Here is a 24,714-nt window from a genome sequence, read left to right on the forward strand (position 1 = left end):
TGATAAATAGGCCGAATATATGACAGCAATGAACCCTTTTTTTTAATAATTAATGCCTTGCAAATGGGGAGAGTCCATACATGGTATTAGGGTCTGTTGATCTTTCGTGATTGTTTTTGCAGCGATAAATTGGTTATTTTATGCAAGGCAGAGTTTGTGAGGTTTGGTTATTATCGACATACAAAACTGTCGTTACTTCGTTTCCAAATAAGAAAACGATAACGCAGCACCTTTTATTTAGAAAGAGCGACCAATTTACGCTCTCTCTTTTTTCGATGCTTTTGAGCATTCACTGTTCTGTGTTGTGACCAGCTCACTTAGATGGCTAAGCATCACTGCTCACGCCTTGAACAAATAAATGCTCAAATAGCACAAAATTTAATCCTGAAAGTTCAACAGACCCTAGTTTGTCTCCTAATGAATCAGCTTCTTCAATGATCGAGGCAAGCAAAAAGATGAAAATTACTCTGTTAGCCAAACCATCTACTGGCGAATAAGCGTCCACTCTCATTTTCTGTCAACTGCTTTTGCTTGATTGATTTGATTTTTCAATTTGGTTGCCGAATAGTAAGGCGCAAATGTGTCTCTGTTGATATAACGCCCATCACCAGCCTGAGCAATTACATCTCCGTCACGGTATGCAACTTTTCCAGCCAAAATGGTACAAACAGGAATGCCTGTGACCTTCATCCCTTCGAAAATATTAAAATCGACTTTCGACTTTTGAGTTTTTAACGATATTTTTTTATTCCTATTTTGATCCCACAGCACAAAGTCAGCATCTGATCCTATTTGAATCGCACCTTTTTGAGGGTAAATGTTAAATATTTTTGCTGAATTGGTGGATGTTAAAGCCACAAACTCATTAGCGGTAATTCGCCCCTTATTTACACCTTCGTTCCATAAAAGGGTTAACCTTTCTTCTACCGAGGAAACTCCGTTTGGGATCTTAGTAAAATCTTCTTTTCCCATTGCTTTTTGTTCGTCACAAAATGCACAGTGATCGGTTGCTGTAGTATGTAATGTACCTGATGTTAACCCATTCCACAGTGCCTGTTGATGCACTTTCGGACGAAAAGGAGGGCTCATTACATGAGCCGCGGCATATTCCCAATTGGTATTTTGATAAACACTGTCATCCATCGTTAAATGTACCGCTAAGCATTCTCCATACACTCTATGGCCATTATTTTGAGCGTACTGAATCGCATCGACAGTTTGTTTAGCAGATATATGCACAATATAAATCGGGCTCCCAATTGCAGCGGCAATAGTGATTGCACGGTTCGCGGCTTCTGACTCAACTATGGGTGGTCGAGATGATGGATGAGCTTCTGGGCCCGTTATTCCTCTCTCCAATAATGATTGCTGCAAATGGTATACAAGCTCACCATTTTCAGCATGTACCGTTGGTATTGCGCCTAACTCTAAGCATCGATTAAAACTGGCTATCATCATTTCATCTGTCGCCATAATGGCATTTTTATACGCCATGAAATGTTTAAAGCTATTGACGCCATATTGTTCAACAAGTGTTTTCATATCTTGGTAAACACTGTTAGCCCACCATGTTATTGCCACATGAAAACTATAATCACATGCTGATTTTTCCGCCCATTCACGCCATTGATGATAAGCATCCAAGATTCGTTGTTGTGGGTTTGGTATGACAAAGTCGATAATGGTCGTAGTGCCACCAGCCAAAGCCGCTTTTGTGCCAGATTCAAAATCGTCAATGGCAACGGTTCCCATAAAGGGAAGTTGCATGTGGGTATGAGGATCAATGCCTCCCGGCATGACCAGTAAACCTTCGGCATCAATAACTTCCATGCTTGACGTTTCTAGAATGCTGTTTTCGATAGTTGTAATCACACCGTTATCGCAAAGAATATCAGCTCGATAGGCTTGATCATGAGTCACGATGTTGCCATTTTTAATTAATAAGCTCATTACTCTACCTCCTGCCTAGCAAGTCGCTGGCTGGCCTCTAACATCGTGTGCAGTAATACATTGGCACCTGCTTCACATTGCTCAAGAGTGGTGTTTTCTATTTCATTGTGGCTAATACCATTTTCACATGGTGTAAACACCATGCCTGACGGCACTATGTCTGACATATAACAGGCGTCATGGCCTGCTCCTGCAACAATATCCATATGGGTGTAGCCTAACTTTTCTGCGGCTTGCTTGACGTCTTGTGAAGCTTTGAATTCGACAGGAGCAAAGTACCAAAAGTGATCAACTTTAATATCGACTTTTCGATTTAATGACACATCATTGCAAAGCTGATTAAATTCATCATGCATTCGCTCAAGTACATCGGGGTATGGATTTCTAAGATCAACACTAAACTTGACAGAGCCTGCTATGGTATTTCTTGAATTCGGACTGACTTGCAAAAAACCTGTTGTTGCAACCGCATGTTCAACGTTGTTCGCCAGTTTTTCTATCTCAGTGATAATTTCACAGCTTGCGGCTAATGCATCTTTTCGGAACCCCATTGGCGTTGTGCCTGAGTGTGATTCTTGACCCGTTGCATAAACATCGTACCAACGTATTCCTTGGCCTAAGCGCACAATCCCTACTTGCTGTTCTTGTTTTTCTAAAATTGGTCCCTGCTCAATATGCGCTTCAAAAAATGCGCCTATATTCCGTTGCCCGATAGGTTCTGAACCCAAGTAGCCTATTCTCTCAAGTTCGTCACGTAAGCAAACGCCATTGATGTCTTTTTTATTCCACTCAGTTTCAAGATCGAATCGCCCAACAAATACGCCAGATCCCTGCATAGCTGGTTGAAACCTTGAACCTTCTTCATTTGTCCACACGGTGAATTCAAATGGTGCATCAGTTTCAATATTATGCTCATTCAGGGTTCTCAACACCTCTAGACCAGACAATACGCCAAACACACCATCAAACTTTCCACCAGTGGGTTGTGTATCTAAATGACTTCCTGTGGCAACCGAAGGTAAGCCCTTATTTTTGCCCTTTCGTTTAGCGAAAATATTTCCAAATTGATCAATTGTTACCGTGCAGCCCGCTTCATTACACCACTGACAAAAAAGATCACGCGCCAGTTTATCCTCATCCGACAAAGCCAAGCGATTACAACCACCTTTTTTTGTTGCTCCAAACTGTGCCATGGCCATTAATGAGTCCCAAAGGCGTTGGCCGTTAACTCTGATTGAATCCATGAAGTACCTCGATAATGCTAACTGGGAAAAGAAAACTGAGCAGAGTGATCTTGAGAGGGTATTTTCCAGCGACTGGTTATTGTTTTACGCTGTGTGTAAAATCGAACGGCATCTGGACCGTATGCATTCAAATCACCAAAAATTGACTGTTTCCAACCACCAAAACTGTGGCACGACATCGGCACAGGTAAAGGCACATTAATACCGACCATTCCCGCTGCTACATTCTCAGAAAAATAATGCGCGGCACTGCCGTTTTGAGTAAAAATACAAGTGCCATTTCCATATTGGTGTTTATTAACTAAAGCTAAGGCCGCCTCAAGGTTTTTAACTCTCATGACACATAAAACGGGGCCAAATATCTCTTGTTGATAGATATCCATATCGGATGTGACATGATCAAAAACAGTCCCTCCCAAAAAATACCCCGACTCGAAGCCTTCTACAAATAACTGTCGACCATCACTGACTAACTTGGCACCTTGCTCAATGCCTGATTCAATGTGTTTTTCAACACGTTCTTTATGTACTTTTGAGATCAAAGGTCCCATTTCATTTTGTGTATCAAAGCCCGAGCCAACCTTTAACCCATCTATTCGCTGTTTTAACGACTGAACCAGTAAATCTGCACATTCATCGCCAATCACTACCGCTACTGAAATCGCCATACAGCGCTCACCACATGAACCAAATGCGGCACCCATAAGCGAATTAGCTACAAAATCAATATCAGCATCAGGCATAACAACCGCGTGATTTTTTGCTCCGCCGAGTGCTTGGCATCTCATATTATTTAGCGCGGCTTGTTGATAAATTGACTTAGCCACTGGCGTTGAACCTACAAAACTGACAGCTTTAACACACGGATCGTTTATCAATAATTCAGATGCTATTTTGTCTCCGTTCACGAGGTTTAACACTCCAGCTGGAAGTCCGGCTTGTTGAGCAAGTTCACAAATAAAGAAAGGAGCACTCGGCGCTTGCTCGGAAGGTTTGAGTACAAAAGTATTACCGCACATGATGGCAATTGGCCACATCCAAAGTGGCACCATTGCAGGGAAATTAAAAGGAGTGATGCCTACTACGACCCCTAGTGGTTTAAATTCACTCCATGAATCAATATTAGTGCTGATATTTGAGTTATGCTCACCTTTCAGTAATTGAGCTATACCGCAAGCAAAATCAATGTTTTCAATGCCTCTTGCCAGCTCCCCTCTCGCATCATCAATGACTTTTCCGTGTTCTTCTGTCAGCATATTGCAAATCTTGTCAGCGTTTTGCTCTATCAATACTTTCATGCGAAACATAATTTTTGCTCGATGATTTATTGGCGTTAGTTGCCAAGACTTCATTGCGTTTTGCGCAGCAATTACTGCTTCATCGACAATCACTTGTGAGGCTAATTCAACATCGGCAGTTTGCTGTGCTGTAGCGGGATTGAATACCGAAAGCGTCCGCTTGCTTTCAGAAAAAACATCGCCATTAATGATGTGACCTAAATATTTCATTATCATCACCTAAATTTGATTTAATACATCTGCAAGAGCAGTGACCACATCGTCAATTTGAGTTTTCTCAACGATAAATGGAGGCGCAAATTGTATGGTGTCCCCGCCCCACCGAACATAAAAGCCTTTTCGCCACATTGCCATTGCGATTTCAAACGGCCGCTGCGTTAACGATTTCGAGTAAGGCTCAATGGTAAAACCCGCTGCTAGTCCGTAATTGCGAATGTCAGTGATGTATTTGCCACCTTGTAAGCTGTGTACCGCACTTTCAAAATACGGGGTAAGTTTTTTAACTCTTTGAGGAATGGCGTCTTGTTGCAATACATCTAAGCAAGCAATCGCCGCCGCGCAAGCAAGTGGGTGGCCTGAATAGGTATAGCCGTGTGGAAGCTCGACATCATGAATCGGTTTATCAGTATCCATGTAAGCTTGGTAGATTTCATCGCTGCAAACTACAGCGCCCATAGGCACTACACCGTTAGTGAGTTGTTTTGCAAGATTCATAATGTCAGGTATTACGTCAAACTCTTGCGCGGCAAACATCGAACCAGTTCGCCCAAAACCAGTAATCACCTCATCGAAAATCAATAGAATTTGATGCGCATCGCATATTTGTCTCAGCCGACGTAAATAACCCTGTGGAGGGATGATGACTCCCGCCGAACCTGAAAATGGCTCCACTATCACAGCCGCTATATTTGATGCGTCATGTAAGGCAATAATATTTTCAAGTTCGTCTGCGAGATGAGCACCGTATTCAGGCATACCTTTAGTAAATCGATTTTCTTCAAGCAGAGTATGTGGCATATGATCGGCATCCATTCCCTGCCCCCATATCTTTCGGTTACCGCCAATTCCACCAAAACTAATACCTCCCCAGCTTGCGCCGTGATAGCCTTTGATGCGACCAATAATTTTTGTTTTTGACGCAACGCCTTTTTGACGCCAATAGCCTCTCGCAATCTTTGTCGCGGTATCTGCCGACTCTGATCCCGAGTTGGTATAAAACACACGGTTGAGTTTATCAGGGGTTAAGGACGCGATTTTGTGTGCTAAAGTAATCGCAGATGGATGTGCAAATTGAAATGATGGTGCAAAGTCTAAAGTTTGAAGTTGTTGTTTTACTGCCTCAACAATTTTCGGCTGCTGGTGCCCTAGACCGCTCGTCCACAGCCCTGATAACCCGTCAAATATTTTCCTTCCATCACTATCCGTTAAATAACAGCCTTGTGCTGAAGTGATGATCCTTGGCTCAGCTTTAAATTGACGGTTTGCTGTATACGGTAACCAATACGCATCTAAAGGTTCTTCTATTGTTTGATTTACCATCTGTTAACCTTTACCTCTGCATACTAAAGTTAACTCGTTGAAATATTTAATATCCTTATCGCACCATCGAGTATTTGTCGCATTGAATATTATGAGTAATCAAGAAAGTACATTGAATTTAAGGAATTAATAAATATTTTTAAAATATATAATATCTATCGTTTATTTGTGATCGATTTTGCCTAGCTAAAGAATGGTTTTTTCATCAATTCTAGCGGAGTAAATGGTTTAATTTTCTCTATTACCAAATAATACCAATTACAGTAATTAATCTCTCACTCAGCAAGAGATAAAGGTTTTCAGTACAAGGCGCATGTTCGAAGTACTATCGGGATAATTCAAGAACGTGCAACGCAGTAATGGAAACCTTTAGTCTTGCCCTTCGGGAGCTTGTATGCGCAAAAATTACTTCACAAAATTATCTCAACGTAGATAACTATGTTTTCATCAATTTCGTTTGTACTTTGTGCGCATACATAGCTCTGAGTTGAGCATTTAATTACTGTAATTGGTATAAAGTAGTCGACTAAAAGTTTTTTAAATCACAAAACTATTCAGAAAATTGAAGTTCCTCATAAAATTTTATTTTAAATATTAGTACCCTAAATATAGTTTTATCTCATGTGCGAGAGTTATCATGAAAAGAGTCGTAGCACTTTCAGAATTTGAAATTGAAACATTGAAAGCAGCCGTAGCACATCATCCCAAACATCGTAGTCGAACCAGAGCACACGCATTTCTGTTAAGTAATAAGAAGTTTTCAATTAAACAGATAGCTGACATTTTCGAAGTTTGCGAAATTACAGTATCAAACTGGATTACCGCTTGGTACGAGCAAGGTGTCTCAAGTTTATTTGATGACAAACATTCAGGTCGACCTAGCATTTACTCTCAAGAGGAAGCTTCACTCTTAAAATCATTTGTTGATGAAGAGCCTCATCAACTTAAAAGAGCGCAGTCTTTAATACAGAATTCAACAGGTAAAGAGTGCAGTCTAGGCACAGTAAAACGGACGATAAAAAAAATTTAACTACAGCCATAAACGCATGAGACATTCACTTAAAAAACAGCGAAATGAAGTCTATTTTGAAAGAGCCTACGATGAATTAGTGAGTTGTGTAGAAATGGAAAAGGAAGGGGTAATAGATCTTTATTACTCATGTTACGCACTAACAGCTTTTAGAGTTTGAAGTTCTGTAAAGGCTGTTTTTAATGCTTTTATATACAGTTTCGCCCTCAGTTGAAATTTATTCATTTTCAGTTTTAAAGCTAAGGTTTCAAGCCTAAATGCACTATAAATTGATAAAAATTGATGATTACTTTGTGTTTTAACTGTATGTGCTGGAGAACGGGTAATTGCCGCATTTGACTTCAGGTTTTTATGGAAGAGTTCAACGTTCCATCGTTTTTGATAGACCGCTTGGATGAACTCATCATCACAACTTAAATCACTGCATAACAAGTAAAGCTCGCCTGTACTTCCATCTTTGTTTTTAAAGACTTTCTTGGATAACTGTAACTCAAAATCTACCCCAGATATCCAAACTTTGACAGACTGCCCTTCTTGAAACTCAAGTGTATCAACCCGTTGTGATTTCTTATGCTTCTTATCATCTTCACTCAAAGAAACAAGACGATTAGATTTGCACGCCATGATAAAATCCTTGTGGCATTTGTGTTTGATAAACACCATATTTTCATTTGAACAGAACCAACTGTCTGCTAGAACATATTTGAATTTAAGTTGGTTTTGGTAACTAATTTGTAAAAGCTCTCTAAAATCTTCATTCTTAGTTGTTTCAGACATTCTGCGAACTTTCTTAGTTTTCAGATCACAATAGGGAATTGGCTTAGTGATCAACTTATAAGATACTGGAATTGATACACCTTGGGAGTAGTAAAGACAATTAAGAAGGTTAATCCCTTTAACGGTTCGATTTTTTGTGTGGTCGTAGTGGTAAGCGATCAAGTCGCTTTCGTCCGTATAAGGCTTTTCTTCAATCGTATCATCGAAAATAAGAACGGCATCATCTTCTTCGACCTGTCTTACAGTGGATTTAACCATTCCCCAAAGAGTTTTACTGGTGAACTCGTTAGTAGAAAGGAGTCTTGTTACCTGATCATGACTGTAAGCACCATCTAGTAAGTCTGACATCCCTGTTGCTGTTACTTGTCCAAAGCTAGATAGTTGGTAATCGCTATACAGCTCTAGTAATTCATCGTTCATAGCTTGATTATGCCACTAATTTTTAGGCGGTGCGTAACATGAGTTTATTATTTTGATGAATCTGGCTTTTCCCAGAAGTCGAACTTACCGTATGGTTGGAGTGAAAAAGGCGTTGCTATTGAATGCACTGCATATCAAAACAGCAAGAAACTAAACGTACTTGGCTTTTTGAGTAGGCAAGGTAAGGTTGTTTACCACGAAGTTGAGTGCACAGTGAATACAGACATCGTTATCGAAGCCTTTGAAAAGTTGGCAAAAGAGCTTTCAAGTAATAAGAAAACCATTGTTTATATTGATAATGCTCCAACTCACACATCGGAAAAATTCATAAACCATGCTTGGTTATGGGCCAATGGCACTAACTTAAGATTTAGCTGAAGGTTTACTAATTGAACAATAGAGAGTAAATCATACAGATTAAGGTTTTTCTAGTGTCACGCCATGAATACTACAACTCGCCAATTCTTCAATGATGCCCCAGAATTGTTACGTCGCTTTGCTCAAACGGAAGAAGATGAACTTTCTTCAATTCTCACTCTGCAAGATTTAGAAGATTTTCAAAAAGATAATACTCAAAGAGTACGCAAGTATCCCGCCTGCCACACACTTTCGCTTTTCATGAAGCAAGTTGCCAGTGAAAACAAGTCTTGTCGTTGCACACTAATCAGTGACGCTAGAGATCAAATTGCTATAGGTCGAGAGAAAAACAGCACAATTACAGGTCCCTACTGTAAAGCAAGAAAACGGTTATCTCCAGAGTCAATTAAATCGCTATTGAAGAAATCAGGAAAAAACTTAGATGAAGCGATTCAAGGGAAATACTTATGGCATGGTCGTAGAGTGCTATTAACTGACGGCTCAACACTATCTATGCCTGATACGCACGAGAACCAAGCCCAATTCCCTCAACCTAAATCACAAAAAGAAGGGCTGGGCTTTCCTCAGCTGCGGATTTTAGTGTTAATTTCTTTGGGTAGCGGTGCAGTCATTGACTCGGCTGTTTCACCTTGTAAAGGGAAAGGTACTGGCGAGCAGGCACTATTAAGAAGTATGCAGTCAGACTTGAAACAAGGTGACATTGTGCTGGGAGATGCTAATTTCGAAAACTACTTTGTTCTTGTAGGACTAATGGGGTTAGGCGTTGATGCTGTTTTCGAAAAAAACGGAGCCAGAAATGTCGATTTCAGAACCTGTGAAGAAAAGCTGGGTAAGCGAGATGGTTTATTTAAGCTAATTCGTCCATCCTGTCCAGAATGGATGACCCCAGAGGGTTACGCTCAAGTGCCAGAAGAGCTTATCGTCAGAATGGTAGGAACAAAGAAACGTATCATTGTTACCACGCTCACGGATAAAGAAGTCTATCCGAAGCAAGATATTATTGATTTATACGTTTCACGATGGCATATCGAGTTGGATTTTAGGTCAATCAAGACCATGATGAAAATGGATATTTTAAGGTGTGGTAGTCCAGATATGGTGCGTAAGGAAATTGATGTTCATTTGTTAGTTTACAACATGATAAGGGCACTTATGTGCCGAGCGGCAGAAAAAAAAAGGAATATCGCCTAGAGAGGCAAGTTTTAAAGCCGCACATGACGCATTACAAGATTTTCAGATATTACTTTTGCAAGCCACCGAAGGGATCATTGACACTTTATTGGATGTGATAGCAGATATTATCGGCGAGCATATCGTTGGCAATCGCCCAGGGAGAAAAGAACCGAGAGCAAAGAAAAGGCGACCGAAACCGACACCAAGGTTACAACATTCAAGAAAGCAAGCACGTAGGCTTAAGGTATATCAGAAGTAATTCTTAAGTTAGTGCCATTGGGTTATGGGCAGGGCAATACAACTTAGAGGTTAGATACTTGCCATCGTATTCCCCCGAACTTAATGCCATCGAAATTCTATGGCGAAAAATCAAATACGAGTGGTTATCCATTAGTGCTTACGAAACTTACTCCAAACTCAAAAAAGAAGTCGAAACTATTTTGGATAATTATCATTCAAAATATGAGATAACTTTTAGTTAGGTACTTAAGTAATCAGCAGTAACCACACTAGAAAATTTGTCGGCTGTAAAAATGTATTCTATTTTTAACTTAGAAACATCAGTTGACTGCGTTCTCAAGCGTAGAAAAAATGGCTGACCATAAGGCGTAGTTTGCAGCAAGCCGTTATTCTACTTGTAAAAGTTACAACGCAGATAGCAGTCATTTTTGCAAGCTTGTGAGCGTAGAGCACTTCACTCATTGGGTGAAAGCCATGATGATAAAATCATCGTATTGCTCAAACAGTTACTCATATACTCAAGGTTCAACTGATGTTTTAGGTTTAAGTTTCGATAACTTTGTTGTTAAGTTCAAGGAAGTAACTTATGAGTCTACGTCATATCATTTTAGTCTTCATCACGTTAAGCGCTGTTGTAGCCTGTAATAAAAATAGCTCTATTGCACAAAAAACTCAGTCAGGCTCATTGACTCTTAAAGGCGCAATTACTGACTCACAGTTGTCAAATGCAACAATATGCTTAGACTGCAATGGCTCTGTGCTATGTGAAGATAACGAGCCCGTAACTTATACTGATTCTAAGAGTGAATTTTCATTAATTAATTTAACTCAAAATCAGTTAAATAATTGTCCTCTTTTAGCTGAAATTACAAAGCAAACGATGAATGAAGCCACGCAGAGCTTTATTCAAAAACCTTATCTACTACGAGCCCTCCCGAAATCAAACAAACTTAATATTTTTTCAACGTTCACTGCCTACAAAGCTGAGTTTGAACATAACAATGGTAAAGCTAAACAAATAATCAACAAACTGATGGGTTCAAGTCTCTCGTTCAATAACAACCTCATAAACTCATTAAACACCGTTGAAACAAGTTCGCACACTTTTAAAGAAAGTATGCACATGATGCAAGTTTCTAGCATTGCTACAGAAATGCTAGCCCATAACACCCATGAACTGAGCGAATTATTGGGTCTTGAACATAACAAACACAAAGAAATCCAATTTTTAATTATTGATAAACTACTCAGCGGTATTAATGTGATGCACTCGGAGCTACATACCATCAATCAAAATAATGAGCTGACTCCTGATGACGTACTAAACTTCTTTGAAAGACACAAAGAGAGTCTTCCAGGTACCATTCAACAGATGAGCGTCATTAATAGAAATGATTTATCTACAAGCTCCAATAACGCACAAAACTTACCTTCACTTGAATCAACTCAAATGGAAATGCGCGAAGTCGTTAATCAACAAATAAGTTTGATGAGTCGAAAACTAAATGCATCACCTCTCAATCTATTTGATGCTTATCATTCAACGGAAACACAAAAGCAAAACATTTTTCATCCGAGAGCGGATGATATTAGTGTTTTTGGTGTAAGAGCATCATTTATTGGCCAAGATGTCATTGATTCTGAAGCAGAAAGTTTCACAATTCGAAACTATAAACGTAAACATTCGATTGGTGAGTTTAGCCCGAAAGAATTTATAAATTCAATTTTTGGAAATGAAAACTTCAGTGGGAAAAAAGCATACGTAGATGGTGAATTTCAAAACATAAACTCCACATACACAGTCCAACAGTTTCCAACTGGCGATTTTGTATTAACAAATCAAGGAGCACAAGCCAATAAAGTGAATGTGTCCGGAGGAAAGTATTCACTTGAAAGCCTTAACGCCAAAATGGTATTGACTGAAAATGATACCAACCGAAATTTGTCGCATTGGCGTAATGCTTTTGGTCAGTCGGAAACATTTGTTTCTGATTCATCAGCATATAATTTAACTCTTAGTTCATCCGGTGAACAATTTTTGTTTTCAAGGTTAAGAGATTGCAATCAGTCTAGATATTACTTTTCTGGCTGTAACCAAGTCGTCAAGCCAAACGTTCATAATCATTTCAATCGAACTGCAAATAGTATCCAAAATGACATCATTAACGACTCCGTAAATGATGGAATGGTTGTTAAAAGAAACAGACTTAATTCTTTAGATTCTGAAGATTACTATTTAAAGTTTTTTATACACTCAGATGGGCAGCATGGAATGCAACTTCTGCGAGTCGACGCAAATAGCAATCCTCATAGATTAGAGCAAATTATCGAGGAACAGCGTTGGTGGCAGGTGCAGCGTACCGATTCAGGTCACACTGTGATGACAATTACAATTCCTCCCCAGTTCCGTAGAAATCACGCTAATTTACTAAGGGACTTCCCTGACAACATCGCATTAATCGGATGGGGGAATAAAGTCTATTGGGGACGACACTATCGTGATGGTCAAGTTATTAACCATGATATTTTCACTCTTGATCACTCTGCAATGTCCGAAGCATTCTATCACGTTTCGCCTGATAGACGTGGTTTGCCGCTTGACTATTAAACGGGTTGATAAAATGATACGAATCAACTGATCCGTATCATTTACGCCAAGCAGTAATTTGCGCAAATAATCTGGAAAAACAGCAAGATTTGACTCTTAATAGCTAAGACTTAATACTACATCAGAAAGCTCACGCTAATAAAACTGAATGCTAGAAAAGGTATAGCTATGGGAGGTTATCAATGGCTATCGAAATCCAAACAGTCCATGTTCCCACTCATCTAATGACAAAAGATACGTCAGTTGCTTTGTTAAATTACAAGACGAAAGTTGAGCAAACGCTTGCTATCTCATTCTTAATCAACAGTAATACATATGATTTAAACGTGATACTTAATTTAGATAGAGTTGAGTCAGTAACCTTTACCGAGATATCTCACGCCAAAATATCAACATATTTTAATAACGAAACCATTTCTGAAATGGGTGCTCAGCCTAAATAATGTGAAGATATAAGAAGAGAGTTCCTTTATTTTAAATAAGTTAGGAACATGTAAAGGTTATATGTCCACTTAGTTCTTTCTAAATGATGTTAGCCAAAATTTCAAATTCAAAAAAATGCCAGATTTTGCTGTTTTAACCTTAAAAATAAGGTTAAAACTCAATGGCACTAACTTAAGAATTACTTCTGATATACCTTAAGCCTACGTGCTTGTTTTCTTGAATGTTGTAACCTTGGTGTCGGTTTCGGTCGCCTTTTCTTTGCTCTCGGTTCTTTTCTCCCCGGGCGATTGCCAACGATATGCTCGCCGATAATATCTGCTATCACATCCAATAAAGTGTCAATGATCCCTTCGGTGGCTTGCAAAAGTAATATCTGAAAATCTTGTAATGCGTCATGTGCGGCTTTAAAACTTGCCTCTCTAGGCGATATTCCTTTTTTTTTCTGCCGCTCGGCACATAAGTGCCCTTATCATGTTGTAAACTAACAAATGAACATCAATTTCCTTACGCACCATATCTGGACTACCACACCTTAAAATATCCATTTTCATCATGGTCTTGATTGACCTAAAATCCAACTCGATATGCCATCGTGAAACGTATAAATCAATAATATCTTGCTTCGGATAGACTTCTTTATCCGTGAGCGTGGTAACAATGATACGTTTCTTTGTTCCTACCATTCTGACGATAAGCTCTTCTGGCACTTGAGCGTAACCCTCTGGGGTCATCCATTCTGGACAGGATGGACGAATTAGCTTAAATAAACCATCTCGCTTACCCAGCTTTTCTTCACAGGTTCTGAAATCGACATTTCTGGCTCCGCTTTTTTCGAAAACAGCATCAACGCCTAACCCCATTAGTCCTACAAGAACAAAGTAGTTTTCGAAATTAGCATCTCCCAGCACAATGTCACCTTGTTTCAAGTCTGACTGCATACTTCTTAATAGTGCCTGCTCGCCAGTACCTTTCCCTTTACAAGGTGAAACAGCCGAGTCAATGACTGCACCGCTACCCAAAGAAATTAACACTAAAATCCGCAGCTGAGGAAAGCCCAGCCCTTCTTTTTGTGATTTAGGTTGAGGGAATTGGGCTTGGTTCTCGTGCGTATCAGGCATAGATAGTGTTGAGCCGTCAGTTAATAGCACTCTACGGCCATGCCATAAGTATTTCCCTTGAATCGCTTCATCTAAGTTTTTTCCTGATTTCTTCAATAGCGATTTAATTGACTCTGGAGATAACCGTTTTCTTGCTTTGCAGTAGGGACCTGTAATTGTGCTGTTTTTCTCTCGACCTATAGCAATTTGATCTCTAGCGTCACTGATTAGTGTGCAACGACAAGACTTGTTTTCACTGGCAACTTGCTTCATGAAAAGCGAAAGTGTGTGGCAAGCGGGATACTTGCGTACTCTTTGAGTATTATCTTTTTGAAAATCTTCTAAATCTTGCAGAGTGAGAATTGAAGAAAGTTCATCTTCTTCCGTTTGAGCAAAGCGACGTAACAATTCTGGGGCATCATTGAAGAATTGGCGAGTTGTAGTATTCATGGCGTGACACTAGAAAAACCTTAATCTGTATGATTTACTCTCTATTGTTCAATTAGTAAACCTTCAGCTAAATCTTAAGTTAGTGCCATTGGGTTAAAACTAGATATTTTTACCGAAATGGCGACTAAGTGGTTATAAAGGTGAAAGCCATTTACAGGTATTTTTATTTGTTCGCTCACAGAAAATCAATAAGTTAAAAAACTGTGAGTTTACGGCAGCATAGTGCAACTTTAACCCAATAATTTGATGTAATGATGGCAGATTAATTATCGGAGCCCATCATGCCAAATATAGAGCCATTAACTCGCGTCGCCACAGTCTTCGCCCATTGGCGCATAAATAAGCCGAGTCGCGGAACTAAAATACCAAACACTCTCCGCGAGCAAGCCATTTCATTGCTAGAGCATTACTCATCATCACAAATTTGCACCGCTTTACGTATCAGTAGCTCTCAATTTAAACAATGGTGCCAGGTATCAAACTCGGCAGAGTCCATTACAGACTTCATTGAATTACCCAACTTACCTGAGGTCATCAAGCCCAATTCCCCAGTAAAACTTGAGTTGAATCTATCTAATGGCGACAATATTCATATACAAGGTGTGGTGGATGTTCACTTTATTTGCGCCCTTATCTGGGCAATGAAATCATGATCTATTTAACTTCCAACAGTCGTATCTTCATTGCGACTCAGCCTGCTGATTTTCGCTGTGGTATCGATGGACTGGCGGCCGTGTGCCAACAGCGCTTGTCGAGTAATCCGCGTTCAGGCTCGATATTCGTCTTCATTAATCGCAACAAAACCATGATACGAGCCCTCACTTATGAGCATAATGGCTTTTGGCTGATGACCAAACGGTTATCAAAAGGAAAATTTCATGGATGGCCACGTCATCATGGCGTTATGCAACCGATGGCTGCGGCACAATTACGGCAATTACTGAGTGGTGAACCTTATTTATCTTCAAGTCGCTTGAAATAAATCGCACTTACCGGTTGATTATTTTATTTATCGGATCATACTGCCCGCCGAATTCATTTTTCCTATTCGCCTAAGCTGGACTGTCCTTTAATGAGTAAACCGTTTACTGATATCGACCACAACGCGCTGGAAGCACTGATAGTTCGTGTTACTGAAGCCAAAGAGCATGAATTAGCACTGTCTCCAGAAGATTGTCAGTTGTTACTTGATGCCTTAGTGACGTTATCGACGATGCAGCAACGATTAACCAATCACGATGTCACCGTGCACAAATTGCGTAAGTTACTTGGCATTGAAAAGTCTTCAGAAGCCTTGTCTCGTGTCAGTAAAAGCAATAAAGGAAGCGGTAAACACACTGCGGGTAAAAATCGTAAACCCAAAGAGAGCGGTGAAGATTTCACTCCCGCTAAGCCAGTTGTGATAGTGCATCAGAGTACAGATGTGAAAAAAGGTGATAACTGCCTAGAGTGCCACATGGGTAAAATGTACAAAACCGACCCAGGCAGTTTACTGCGTATCACAGGGCAAAGTCCGTTTAAGCCAGAGCAGCATGTCATGGAGCGCTTTCGCTGTAATGCTTGTGGCGCTTACGCTACCGCCGCTTTGCCAGTTGAAGTGTTAGCCGACGGGAGCGAGCAACAAAAATACGGCTACTCAGCTCGGTCATTAATGGCCATACACAAGTATTTTGCCGGGTTGCCGTTTTATCGCCAAGGGAGCATTCAAAAGCTGCTTGGTGTCAAAATCACTGCGTCTACTGTGTTTGACCAAGTTGAATATGTGGCCAATGATATTTACCCTGTTTATCAAATGTTGGTTAACCTCGCGGCCGATGCGAAGCATTATTATCTCGATGACACGACTCACCGAATTTTGGATGCTACGCCAATAGAAAAACCGGTGCGTAACAGTGACAAGACACAAATGCGCAGCGGCGTGTACACATCAGGTGTTATTGCGACCACTCAAGCCAATGATAGTATCGTGTTGTTTGAAACTAATATTGGTCATGCTGGCGAATTCATCGATAGCCTGTTGCACAAACGCGGTACTCATCAATCTAGGCCGATAATGATGAGTGATGCTCTGGTCAGTAATCGCCCTACGGTAAGAGAATGTCTGCTGTCATTGTGTAACAGTCATGCCAGACGACAATTTGTTGATGTCATTAACCATTTCCCCGATGAAGTCGAGCACGTACTGACACGTTATGGTGAAATTTGGGCTTACGAGCAGCACACTAAAGAGCAAAAGTTTACGGCAACAGAAAGGCTGAGTTACCATCAGCAACATTCGTTGCCTGTAATGAAAACCATCAAGCAGTGGTGTACAACACACCTTAACGATGAAACAGTTGAAGAGAATAGTGGTTTAGGTAAGGCGATGCGATATTTTGTCAAACACTATGTTGGCTTGAGCTATTTTTGCCACTACGAAGGTGTATACATCGATAATAACCGTATCGAAGCCATGTTAAAAATCATCGTTCGTGACCGAAAAAATGCGATGTTCCATAAGACGTTACTTGGCGCTACGATTGGTGATGTCATCACGTCAATGATTGCAACAGCAAGTGAAGCTGGCATCAATGTGTTTGAGTATTTCACATTTTTACAGAGAGAGAAGGATAAAGTGAAAACCAATCCTGAAGAATACCTACCGTGGAATTATCGAGAAACAGTCGGCACTGAAAAATAATACAGCTGTAAAAAATGGACTTGGGCTAATCGCCTAGGTCTAGCTGTACCTGAAATAATTTAGTTTTGCACGCTATGCTGCCGTAAGCTCACAAAAAACTAACATCAATTAGGCTGAACACCCTCTGAAATTGAAACCAAAATTAGAAAAACGTTGGAATATATAATTGAATAAGAAAGATTAACCACGCATTCTCATCGTCCCCACTTGGGTACAGTGACCAATGACTGTACCCAGTTTATGGGTACAGTGAGAAATCTTAACCAATAGAATCTAGGGTCTGTTGATCTTTCAGGATTAAATTTAGTGCTATTTGAGCATTTATCTGTTCAAGGCGTGAGCAGTGATGCTTAGCCATCTAAGTGAGCTGGTCACAACACAGAACAGTGAATGCTCAAAACATCGAAGACAGCGTAAATTGGTCATTTCTGCTGCGTTATCGTTTTCTTATTTGGAAACGAAGTAACGACAGTTTTGTATGTCGATAATAACCAAACCTCACAAACTCTGCCTTGCATAAAATAACCAGTTTATCGCTGCAAAAACAATCACGAAAGATCAACAGCCCCTAGCTTCAGACAAAATTACTATTTATTCTCGGTGCCCACTTGTCAAATTTAAGGTCAATTTTAGATATTTGATTTTCACAATGGTAATAAACCCTAAGAGGCGACGAAAATAATTAGCTAACCAAATTGAACAGAAAGAATTTTCTCGACAATTGATTGCAACTTGTTAGTGTCTACTTTACCTTCCTCTCCTTGTTCTTCGAGCATGCGAATGATTTCATTTGTCATATGTACTCGTTTAGGTTTGGCTGTGTCAGTTTGGGGGAACATTACATTTTTAGGCAACCGAATAATACATCCCTCTCTTGGTATGACAGCTTCATGAGCATGATTACCTCTCATAAACCCTTGAACATCTTCATCCGAGAGGGCGACATTGCCTGATATTTTTATTAGCAAAACGGTTAAGTCACTGCCGGCTTGATCAGAAAGATCTTTTGGTAACCTAAATACCATACTCTCGCTGATTCTTGGGTGTCCTTTGATTGTATTGTCTATTTCATCAGGATTATAATTAGCGCCGTTTACAATAATAATTTCTTTGTTTCGTCCAATAATTTCAAACTCCCCTTTTTCTCCAATTTGTTTTGCCGTATCGCCAGTGCGAACCCATTGGCGACCAAATTTATCTTTTATAAAAGTTTCTTGAGTTTTATCTTCTTGTTGCAAATAATGGCTAGAAACATTACCAGCCAACATTAAATCTCCTTCCCCATCAGTAAGTAAATCAAAGGGATTGAACCCTTCTGTAAATTGGTCAGCTTGATTACTGTCGAGAATACAATAGGTATTCCCTGCCATAGGAATATAACCTTGTTTGGGATTATTCTGAACTTGTAATGCGGATGCGATTCCTGTTTCCGACATACCAAAACCTTCTCTAACCTTCGTATGCAGGTGACGCTCTACATTATTTCTTGTAACTTCTGGCATTGCTGCTGCACCAGAGACAACAAGCGAAGGAGGGGTGTTTGCGTATAATCGAGTTAACTCGTCAGGAACCTTCTTTATCAGAACATCATAGATTTTGGCGACACCCATCAAAACCTCTGGATGGCCACTTTTGAGCGGTTGAATTAATGATTTAGGATCTCTAGGGTTAGTGACCAATATTATATGCCCCTGAACACTAGGTGTAAGCACTAGACTAACCCCAGCCCCGAATGCATGCCCAAGAGGCAATGGAAAATAAATATGTGGATTTTTAGATAATTGAACTTCAGGGTTTCCTAGAATATCAATTTTTAGCTGGATTGATAAAATTAATAGCTGCTCGTGCGTGAGCTCAATGGCTTTAGACTTTCCTGTCGTGCCACTGGTTAATAAAACTATTGCTGGCTCTAAAAGACTGCTCTTGGGGGTTATAAGTTCTTGTTTGTGGTTACAATGTTGGCACATGCTATATAGGGAATGAAAACCTTCAGGTACAGGTGATACCTTTCCTAAGAATCGACCTAAAACACTTTTAAAGGTCAATCCGACTGTTTTTACTTTTTGAGCTGCAGCTAATTCACCTACAACAAAATGTAACTCACTGTTTTTTTCTTTTAAAGCTTGCATGGCGCTGACGCAAGAAGGAAGTCCCATTCCCATCACCATTTTGGCTCCAGTCAATTTTAGTGCATTTTCCATTGCACTCAGGAGCTTTGTTTCGTCGAGGGTGAACAATATAGGTACTGGTGTCAGCCCTGCATCAATGACCCCGATCATAGCAACTAACAGCTCTGGTGTTGAAGGAAACGGCAGTAAAACTTTATCTCCAGCTTTCAACAGGGGTTCAGAGTCAAAGCTTCTTAAATTATGTGCGAGTGTTTTTGTAATTTGTTCAACCTCAGCATAATTAAGGCTGCCAAACTCACTACTTACCGCAGTTAATTCTCCCGATTCTTGAATTGTATTCCGCCAAATATCGGTTACTTTCTGAAAACCTGTTGCCTTTAATGCATCTGTAATACTAGGGTGTTTGTTAATTAAATCTTGAGTCTGCTGATTAAACAGCTCAAACCAAGGAACCTTGCTCCAGTTGAATTGACCAGTGTTCTTATCTATCCCTCCGATTCCACGAAAGAAATCTCCAGAAGGTGACAATTGAAAATCGCTTTTTTCTGTTTCATTTACACTAAAATTTGTACCACATACACTTTCTGTTTGATTACTGATGGCGGCTTCTGGATCAAAAGTGTGGAGGTCTTCTATTACAGTGCTAGTAGTATCTGTATTGGGGAATGGTAAAGCCATATTTATTACCTCTAGAGGAAAAGTCTTAAATACATAAGGAAAACTTTGAGAGTTAATATAAACAGTTAAGAAATATGAATAAGAAGTGCTGCAAAGTGATTTGCCAAAATACCCTTGAAAACACTGTTCATCAAGGCTCAAGTAGATTCGGTTTCAGATCAAATGTCCAGAATAAAAAAGTCATAAAAAATAATTTTATTTTCTTACTCTCAGCAAAGGCCGTTCCCAATTTAACCTGAGCTTTGCGTAACGAAATCTATAGGGTGCAGATCTTTTGAAACGACAAGATCTTAAAATAGATTCTGAAAGAACAATGACTTAAGTGAAAGTAAAATGAACAAGATTGACACACTCATGCAGTTAGGGACGTGGCGGAAGAATGTATACCAATTTTATCGTCACTCCTGCGAACGCAGGAGTCCAGAGTCTTTGGTTAATTTGGGCACAAGTCGCTGGATACCTGCATTCGCAGGTATGACAAATTAAGCGTTGAAATTTAAATTGGTATTATTTGAACTGCGACATCCCTTACCTTATTTTCCTATCGCCTGTCGTCATTTGATTAATGATAGGCTGGATATTATTGGATCGAGATGAAGCCTTGAGGCGCAGAAACGATATTAAAACTTCAGTCATATAGGTCGAGTAGCGATCTTGAACTTATTGGAAAGTCTAATTATTATATAACCCAAAAGATTGTCTTTTTCTGTTTTAGCGTAGGTAAAGTTTCATTTAACTGCTTTATGAAAGAGGATAACTTATCTAGCACCCTATTCAACTGCTCGCATTTCAGATTGTATTGTTGCATAGTACTCGTGTCAAAATCGGAATAACCTCTATTAATCAGTCGACATATCCCACCATCTTGCTGAACAATATCCCTTATCGTTTTAAATGCACCATAATTTAATTCATTATCAGATAAAAATGAATATGATGTCATCAATTTCTTTTCAGAGTTAAAATACCAAATGGCTAACCTATCACCCGTAAAATATAAATATACAGTGGCGTGTATACATGACATCAATGTATACCATATTGTCTCGTAGGAAAGAGGCAAGGTAATGCTATTCATATTGGTTTTTTCTGCACCATCATTTTGTGTGCATTGTTCTATAATGCAACGAGTGCGAGTTTCTTCAGTGACAACTAGTGCTTCATGCGGCAAACCCAATGTCAATAAACCATCTACTAATCGATGAAAAGCTCTTTGATTGTTGGACAAGAAAACTGGCCATAAATCACTTTTATAACGTTCAGCAGAATGCGCAAAGGTCGCTAGATGATGTTCTTTTAAGTGCGTAAGAGTTTCAACGCTCTTAGTTAATAACTGTTTCACTTCCTTTATTTTTGCTTTTTCACCTAAACCTGAGTGAAAGCCACAAATGATTGGATCACCTTGGATCATGAAACTCGGATGCTCGGTTACTTTAACAATTTTAATGTTTAACTGAACCTCAATGGGTAATTTGTCTTGATTAATGTGCGAACGAAGTTCAGTAGTTGCATATTCATACAAGGCACATCCGAGGTTATGCATACAATCCATTTTAGTTGAAGTATCGGGTTTCAAGCTTAGGATCACTCTATAGTGCAGTATTGCAGAAGCGTATTTTTTTTGTAAGACTGCGAGGTTTGCTATATTACCGTAAGCATTTGCTTGTCCAGCTTTATCATCACCGAATATGGCTTGCGAAAGTGCTAAACCATAAAGTTCTTCCGCTTTCGAGAAATCACCACTTGCTTGATATACCGTACCAAGGTTGTTATAGGCACGACTGATCGCTTGTGGTGTAGGTTCATGCTCTAAAGTGAGCGGTAAAGACGTTTCTGAGTGTTCGAGCGCTAGTGGCCAATTTTGTAGTCCAAGATAGGCAAGACCAGTGTTGCCATGACTCCAAGCTAAACTTTTTGAATCACCAAGTTGTATGGAGAGTTTGATGCAATTTAAGTAAAGGGTTAATGCGTTGTGATTATCGCCTAGTCGTCGTAATAGATTTCCCCATAAAGTTTGAACCCGCAGTTTTTCGTTGTCTGTTTTTGCCACAGTCAGAGCTATTTCATATTGCTTGAGCGCAAGTTCAAATTTTTTTTGATTCTTATAAGTTACTGCAAGTTTTAAGTGGACCGAAATGAGAGACGGAGATACTATGCTAAAGGTTGATGTGATTTTGGGCTTATCAGACGAATGTAAATTAATGGCTTTTTGGTAAATACCCTTTGCTGATTTGAAATTCTCTTCCTCAAAATAAACATCACCTAAGTACACATAAACAACAAACAAATCGGTATTTTCTGCTGATGGTTTTCTTTGTGTGACAAGTTTTAAACACTGCTTTGCTTGTTTAAATTGTCTCAGCTTTAAAAAAGTAATACCGGATATGAAATCCAAATGATCTTTGGATTCGCGATCAAAAGCAGAGCTATCAATGCATTCGATTTTTTTTTGCATTGATTGATAATATTTTGCATGTAAAAGCTCTTTTAGAGAAGTAAAATCAAATCTTATCTGAACAGGTTCAAATCGAGATGAAAATGTGTCTGCAGCTTGTGTGGGAGATTCTAATCCTGATTCAGTTCTTGTGTCTTGAGTCTTCGGACAGGTTATTTCTTGCTGTTCAGGTTCTCGATGCTCACTACACTGTTTAGGTGCTTGTGTTAAAGAGTTTGGCTCTTTATTTTCTGGCAATGGAGTCGAGGATAAATGAAATTCTGACAAGCTCGATTGAAGAGATTGTACCGATTGAACCTGATATTGAGTATGTTGAGCATCAACGACAGGTTCAGAATTGTGTTTGTCATCTCCTGTTGTTACTTTTTCACAATAGTCCGAAACTGTAAAGCTAGCACAGCTTTCGCTCAAACTTGCCATTATTCACCTCTGTCCATCTTACTGATATTGTGGTTATGATTTGTCTTATGGTCTTGACTAAGAGACTTGAAAAATCACAAAATAATAAAGTTATTTATGAAACGTTATTCAAAAATTTTGAACGCAGAATAAAATTCTTGTTCTTGATAGTAGGCATGAAAACATGAACTGAAATTTAGAAAGTGAATTAAAAATTTTATGTGATGCTCTGCACATCATACCAACAAACACTCATGCGAAAATATATGCATTTTAGTTAAGTAACAAGGTGTTTTTTAGAGTAATAAGTAATCTATTATATTTGTAATTTCTCAATAATCCGTGGCAGGCCTAGAGACCATATACGCCCTCTAGATTTTTGTAACACTAGCTCTCCAAATGGTGGGAACTGGTTGTTCGTTGAAAGCCTATGTTGTAGATATTCCCAAAATGATATTCTCAGCTTCTGGCAAGTCTTCTAGCTGTGGCTAAAACCAGCCAGTTTTATTTCTTAAATTTTCTTAAACTAGGTAGTTGTTGATAATCTTGCTAGCACGTTTGGGGGCGTGCGACGTGATGTCGTATGGAGCGCTGTTCACCGCTAGAAGAGTGAATCTGCCGTATCACCGGTTGAACCTAGGACTCTGAATGAAGTAGCGAGTCTGACAATGTAATGAAGTCGATTCGACGGGAAAATAATCCTGAGAGGACATTCCTCCTGATAACCACATGAATCGGGTAAATGCTAGGTAGTCAGTATGATCAACATAAGTGAATCCGAAAGATTTCTTGGTGGCACACGCAATGGACGAACATTTTAATTGTCGTTTCTAGACATGATCGATTCTGGGGGACGATGCAAAGGCTTGGTGGTGTATACCGCTGCAACTTCTACCATTCGTTTGCGGTCTTTCTTTTCTCCTGCACTTAAACGTCCCTTAAGCTTCTGTTGTTTTGCTGCTTTTTGCGTACACGCCCTCAAACTATTGGGTTGCATAACAATGCCTTTGTCATCCATGGTCAATACCAGTAAATCGGACGTGTTTCCTGGCTTAAGCTATCTATGCTGGAGATAAAAACCATCAAAATCTTGTGCAATATCCTGCACAATTTGCCTTGCTTGTCGCTTGGGAATGTGTGCACCTGTAGTGGTATCTATTGAGCTGATTGCATCATCATATGAGCCTTTGACAGCTTCTGTAGCGAGTCTTAGGCGTACACCATCTGAGTATTTGTCTTTTGAAAGGTTCAGCTCACCATCCATTGGAAACACGCTATCACATTGACGTTGACTGTAACCTTTTCGATGCACCGTTACGGTACCAAACAGACTTTCTAAGTTTCGTTTGCAGTTATTTTTCAAATAATTCAATGCTATGTCATGGTCGGAAAAAGCTTGCTGACGTGGCTCTTCAGCGGTTTTAATATCGAGGAAACCTTGAAATAAACATCGCAATAATTCAGTACCTTCGGTATTAATGTAAGCTTTAACTTCTCCATGTTCATCATGCAAAACATGTTTTTCTTCGAGATGCGAAACAATTCGCTCGAATTGTAATTTGGCTTCAGAAAAGAATGAATATTCGAGTGAATTTGAGTATGCTAGTTTCATGAAAGGAGCCTTTTTATAGACTTGTTGTGCTTGCAAACTGATAAATACTATAAAATTGCTCCTTTCGCACTATTTATTAAACTTATCCAATTGATATTTAATGATCTTTTCAT

General features: G+C 39.5%; 20 protein-coding genes and 2 pseudogenes. 10 read left to right on the top strand and 12 right to left on the bottom strand.

What is annotated here, in order from left to right:
• Positions 1–325: 325 nt before the first annotated feature.
• The 5 genes from E2I05_RS15460 to aptA are packed head-to-tail and all read right to left on the bottom strand — an operon-like array spanning position 326 to position 6,031.
• Positions 326–511 carry a hypothetical protein gene (locus E2I05_RS15460; protein ID WP_121855045.1) on the bottom strand — a complete coding sequence of 62 codons (186 nt, stop codon included), beginning with the start codon at positions 509–511 and terminating at the stop codon, positions 326–328.
• Positions 508–1,950: a dihydropyrimidinase gene (gene hydA / locus E2I05_RS15465; protein ID WP_121855046.1), complete on the bottom strand. Its 1,443-nt coding sequence runs from the start codon at positions 1,948–1,950 to the stop codon at positions 508–510. The genes E2I05_RS15460 and hydA overlap by 4 nt, the downstream gene beginning before the upstream one ends.
• Positions 1,950–3,194: a Zn-dependent hydrolase gene (locus E2I05_RS15470; RefSeq protein ID WP_121855047.1), complete on the bottom strand. Its 1,245-nt coding sequence runs from the start codon at positions 3,192–3,194 to the stop codon at positions 1,950–1,952. Before E2I05_RS15470 ends, hydA begins: the two co-directional genes overlap by 1 nt.
• A 17-nt stretch (positions 3,195–3,211) precedes the next feature.
• Positions 3,212–4,702, bottom strand: coding sequence for a CoA-acylating methylmalonate-semialdehyde dehydrogenase (locus tag E2I05_RS15475; protein ID WP_121855048.1), 1,491 nt, complete (start codon positions 4,700–4,702; stop codon positions 3,212–3,214).
• A 9-nt stretch (positions 4,703–4,711) separates the two neighbouring features.
• Positions 4,712–6,031 (bottom strand): omega-aminotransferase AptA, encoded by a 1,320-nt coding sequence (gene aptA, locus E2I05_RS15480; RefSeq protein ID WP_121855049.1) that lies wholly within the window; start codon positions 6,029–6,031, stop codon positions 4,712–4,714.
• Between the two features lie 637 nt (positions 6,032–6,668).
• Between aptA and E2I05_RS15485 the strand changes: the two genes are divergently transcribed.
• Complete coding sequence (locus E2I05_RS15485) at positions 6,669–7,061, top strand: helix-turn-helix domain-containing protein (protein ID WP_133309734.1); 393 nt, start codon at positions 6,669–6,671, stop codon at positions 7,059–7,061.
• 132 nt (positions 7,062–7,193) lie between these two features.
• On the opposite strand, the gene E2I05_RS15490 is transcribed toward E2I05_RS15485, so the two are convergent.
• The gene (locus tag E2I05_RS15490; RefSeq protein ID WP_133309569.1) at positions 7,194–8,258 is read right to left on the bottom strand and encodes an IS701 family transposase; all 1,065 of its coding nucleotides are present in this window, start codon (positions 8,256–8,258) and stop codon (positions 7,194–7,196) included.
• 54 nt (positions 8,259–8,312) lie between these two features.
• On the opposite strand from E2I05_RS15490, the pseudogene E2I05_RS22115 reads away from it, so the two are divergent.
• From E2I05_RS22115 to E2I05_RS15520, 6 genes and pseudogenes are all read left to right on the top strand, one after another.
• Positions 8,313–8,636: pseudogene (locus E2I05_RS22115) on the top strand (transposase); the annotation flags it as partial.
• Between the two features lie 63 nt (positions 8,637–8,699).
• Complete coding sequence (locus tag E2I05_RS15500) at positions 8,700–9,827, top strand: IS4 family transposase (RefSeq protein WP_133309736.1); 1,128 nt, start codon at positions 8,700–8,702, stop codon at positions 9,825–9,827.
• A gap of 55 nt (positions 9,828–9,882) precedes the next feature.
• Entirely contained in the window at positions 9,883–10,068 is a 186-nt protein-coding gene (locus E2I05_RS15505) for a hypothetical protein (RefSeq protein ID WP_133309406.1), read from the top strand.
• 49 nt (positions 10,069–10,117) lie between these two features.
• Positions 10,118–10,202, top strand: a pseudogene (locus E2I05_RS23070) (transposase); the annotation flags it as partial.
• Positions 10,203–10,635: 433 nt separating this feature from the next.
• Positions 10,636–12,657 carry a hypothetical protein gene (locus E2I05_RS15515; RefSeq protein WP_121855246.1) on the top strand — a complete coding sequence of 674 codons (2,022 nt, stop codon included), beginning with the start codon at positions 10,636–10,638 and terminating at the stop codon, positions 12,655–12,657.
• Between the two features lie 182 nt (positions 12,658–12,839).
• Positions 12,840–13,100, top strand: coding sequence for a hypothetical protein (locus E2I05_RS15520; RefSeq protein WP_121855247.1), 261 nt, complete (start codon positions 12,840–12,842; stop codon positions 13,098–13,100).
• 179 nt (positions 13,101–13,279) lie between these two features.
• Here E2I05_RS15520 and E2I05_RS15525 read toward each other — a convergent pair whose 3' ends face one another.
• Entirely contained in the window at positions 13,280–13,465 is a 186-nt protein-coding gene (locus tag E2I05_RS15525; protein ID WP_133309406.1) for a hypothetical protein, read from the bottom strand.
• A 55-nt stretch (positions 13,466–13,520) separates the two neighbouring features.
• Complete coding sequence (locus E2I05_RS15530; protein ID WP_133309737.1) at positions 13,521–14,648, bottom strand: IS4 family transposase; 1,128 nt, start codon at positions 14,646–14,648, stop codon at positions 13,521–13,523.
• A gap of 281 nt (positions 14,649–14,929) precedes the next feature.
• Here E2I05_RS15530 and E2I05_RS15535 point away from each other — a divergent pair, with 281 nt between their 5' ends.
• The 3 genes from E2I05_RS15535 to E2I05_RS15545 all read left to right on the top strand — a co-directional run bounded on the left by E2I05_RS15535 (position 14,930) and on the right by E2I05_RS15545 (position 17,328).
• On the top strand, positions 14,930–15,301 hold the full coding sequence (locus E2I05_RS15535) for a hypothetical protein (RefSeq protein WP_133309502.1): 372 nt from the start codon (positions 14,930–14,932) through the stop codon (positions 15,299–15,301).
• Positions 15,298–15,630 carry an IS66 family insertion sequence element accessory protein TnpB gene (tnpB, locus tag E2I05_RS15540; protein ID WP_133309503.1) on the top strand — a complete coding sequence of 111 codons (333 nt, stop codon included), beginning with the start codon at positions 15,298–15,300 and terminating at the stop codon, positions 15,628–15,630. Before E2I05_RS15535 ends, tnpB begins: the two co-directional genes overlap by 4 nt.
• A gap of 90 nt (positions 15,631–15,720) precedes the next feature.
• Positions 15,721–17,328: an IS66 family transposase gene (locus E2I05_RS15545; RefSeq protein ID WP_133309504.1), complete on the top strand. Its 1,608-nt coding sequence runs from the start codon at positions 15,721–15,723 to the stop codon at positions 17,326–17,328.
• 686 nt (positions 17,329–18,014) lie between these two features.
• Here the strand turns inward: E2I05_RS15545 and E2I05_RS15550 are convergent.
• From E2I05_RS15550 to E2I05_RS15565, 4 genes are all read right to left on the bottom strand, one after another.
• Positions 18,015–20,276, bottom strand: coding sequence for a class I adenylate-forming enzyme family protein (locus E2I05_RS15550; RefSeq protein ID WP_133309738.1), 2,262 nt, complete (start codon positions 20,274–20,276; stop codon positions 18,015–18,017).
• A gap of 538 nt (positions 20,277–20,814) precedes the next feature.
• Positions 20,815–23,010, bottom strand: a complete 2,196-nt coding sequence (locus E2I05_RS15555) for a tetratricopeptide repeat protein (RefSeq protein WP_121854424.1) — start codon at positions 23,008–23,010, stop codon at positions 20,815–20,817.
• A gap of 796 nt (positions 23,011–23,806) precedes the next feature.
• Positions 23,807–24,007, bottom strand: a complete 201-nt coding sequence (locus E2I05_RS15560; protein WP_121854423.1) for a hypothetical protein — start codon at positions 24,005–24,007, stop codon at positions 23,807–23,809.
• 39 nt (positions 24,008–24,046) lie between these two features.
• Positions 24,047–24,601 (bottom strand): UPF0236 family transposase-like protein, encoded by a 555-nt coding sequence (locus E2I05_RS15565; RefSeq protein WP_133309739.1) that lies wholly within the window; start codon positions 24,599–24,601, stop codon positions 24,047–24,049.
• Positions 24,602–24,714 lie beyond the last annotated feature (113 nt).

This window comes from Parashewanella spongiae, assembly GCF_004358345.1.
Lineage (GTDB): Bacteria > Pseudomonadota > Gammaproteobacteria > Enterobacterales > Shewanellaceae > Parashewanella > Parashewanella spongiae.

Bases quoted from the DNA above. Each gene is read 5' to 3' on its own strand.
- aptA (WP_121855049.1), bottom strand. From the start codon at position 6,031: ATGGTAAATCAAACAATAGAAGAACCTTTAGATGCGTATTGGTTACCG.
- tnpB (WP_133309503.1), top strand. From the start codon at position 15,298: ATGATCTATTTAACTTCCAACAGTCGTATCTTCATTGCGACTCAGCCT.
- E2I05_RS15565 (WP_133309739.1), bottom strand. From the start codon at position 24,601: ATGAAACTAGCATACTCAAATTCACTCGAATATTCATTCTTTTCTGAA.
- E2I05_RS15560 (WP_121854423.1), bottom strand. From the start codon at position 24,007: ATGGATGACAAAGGCATTGTTATGCAACCCAATAGTTTGAGGGCGTGT.
- E2I05_RS15555 (WP_121854424.1), bottom strand. From the start codon at position 23,010: ATGGCAAGTTTGAGCGAAAGCTGTGCTAGCTTTACAGTTTCGGACTAT.
- E2I05_RS15520 (WP_121855247.1), top strand. From the start codon at position 12,840: ATGGCTATCGAAATCCAAACAGTCCATGTTCCCACTCATCTAATGACA.
- E2I05_RS15460 (WP_121855045.1), bottom strand. From the start codon at position 511: ATGAGAGTGGACGCTTATTCGCCAGTAGATGGTTTGGCTAACAGAGTA.
- E2I05_RS15470 (WP_121855047.1), bottom strand. From the start codon at position 3,194: ATGGATTCAATCAGAGTTAACGGCCAACGCCTTTGGGACTCATTAATG.
- E2I05_RS15535 (WP_133309502.1), top strand. From the start codon at position 14,930: ATGCCAAATATAGAGCCATTAACTCGCGTCGCCACAGTCTTCGCCCAT.
- E2I05_RS15490 (WP_133309569.1), bottom strand. From the start codon at position 8,258: ATGAACGATGAATTACTAGAGCTGTATAGCGATTACCAACTATCTAGC.
- E2I05_RS15485 (WP_133309734.1), top strand. From the start codon at position 6,669: ATGAAAAGAGTCGTAGCACTTTCAGAATTTGAAATTGAAACATTGAAA.
- hydA (WP_121855046.1), bottom strand. From the start codon at position 1,950: ATGAGCTTATTAATTAAAAATGGCAACATCGTGACTCATGATCAAGCC.
- E2I05_RS15530 (WP_133309737.1), bottom strand. From the start codon at position 14,648: ATGAATACTACAACTCGCCAATTCTTCAATGATGCCCCAGAATTGTTA.
- E2I05_RS15515 (WP_121855246.1), top strand. From the start codon at position 10,636: ATGAGTCTACGTCATATCATTTTAGTCTTCATCACGTTAAGCGCTGTT.
- E2I05_RS15475 (WP_121855048.1), bottom strand. From the start codon at position 4,702: ATGAAATATTTAGGTCACATCATTAATGGCGATGTTTTTTCTGAAAGC.
- E2I05_RS15500 (WP_133309736.1), top strand. From the start codon at position 8,700: ATGAATACTACAACTCGCCAATTCTTCAATGATGCCCCAGAATTGTTA.
- E2I05_RS15545 (WP_133309504.1), top strand. From the start codon at position 15,721: ATGAGTAAACCGTTTACTGATATCGACCACAACGCGCTGGAAGCACTG.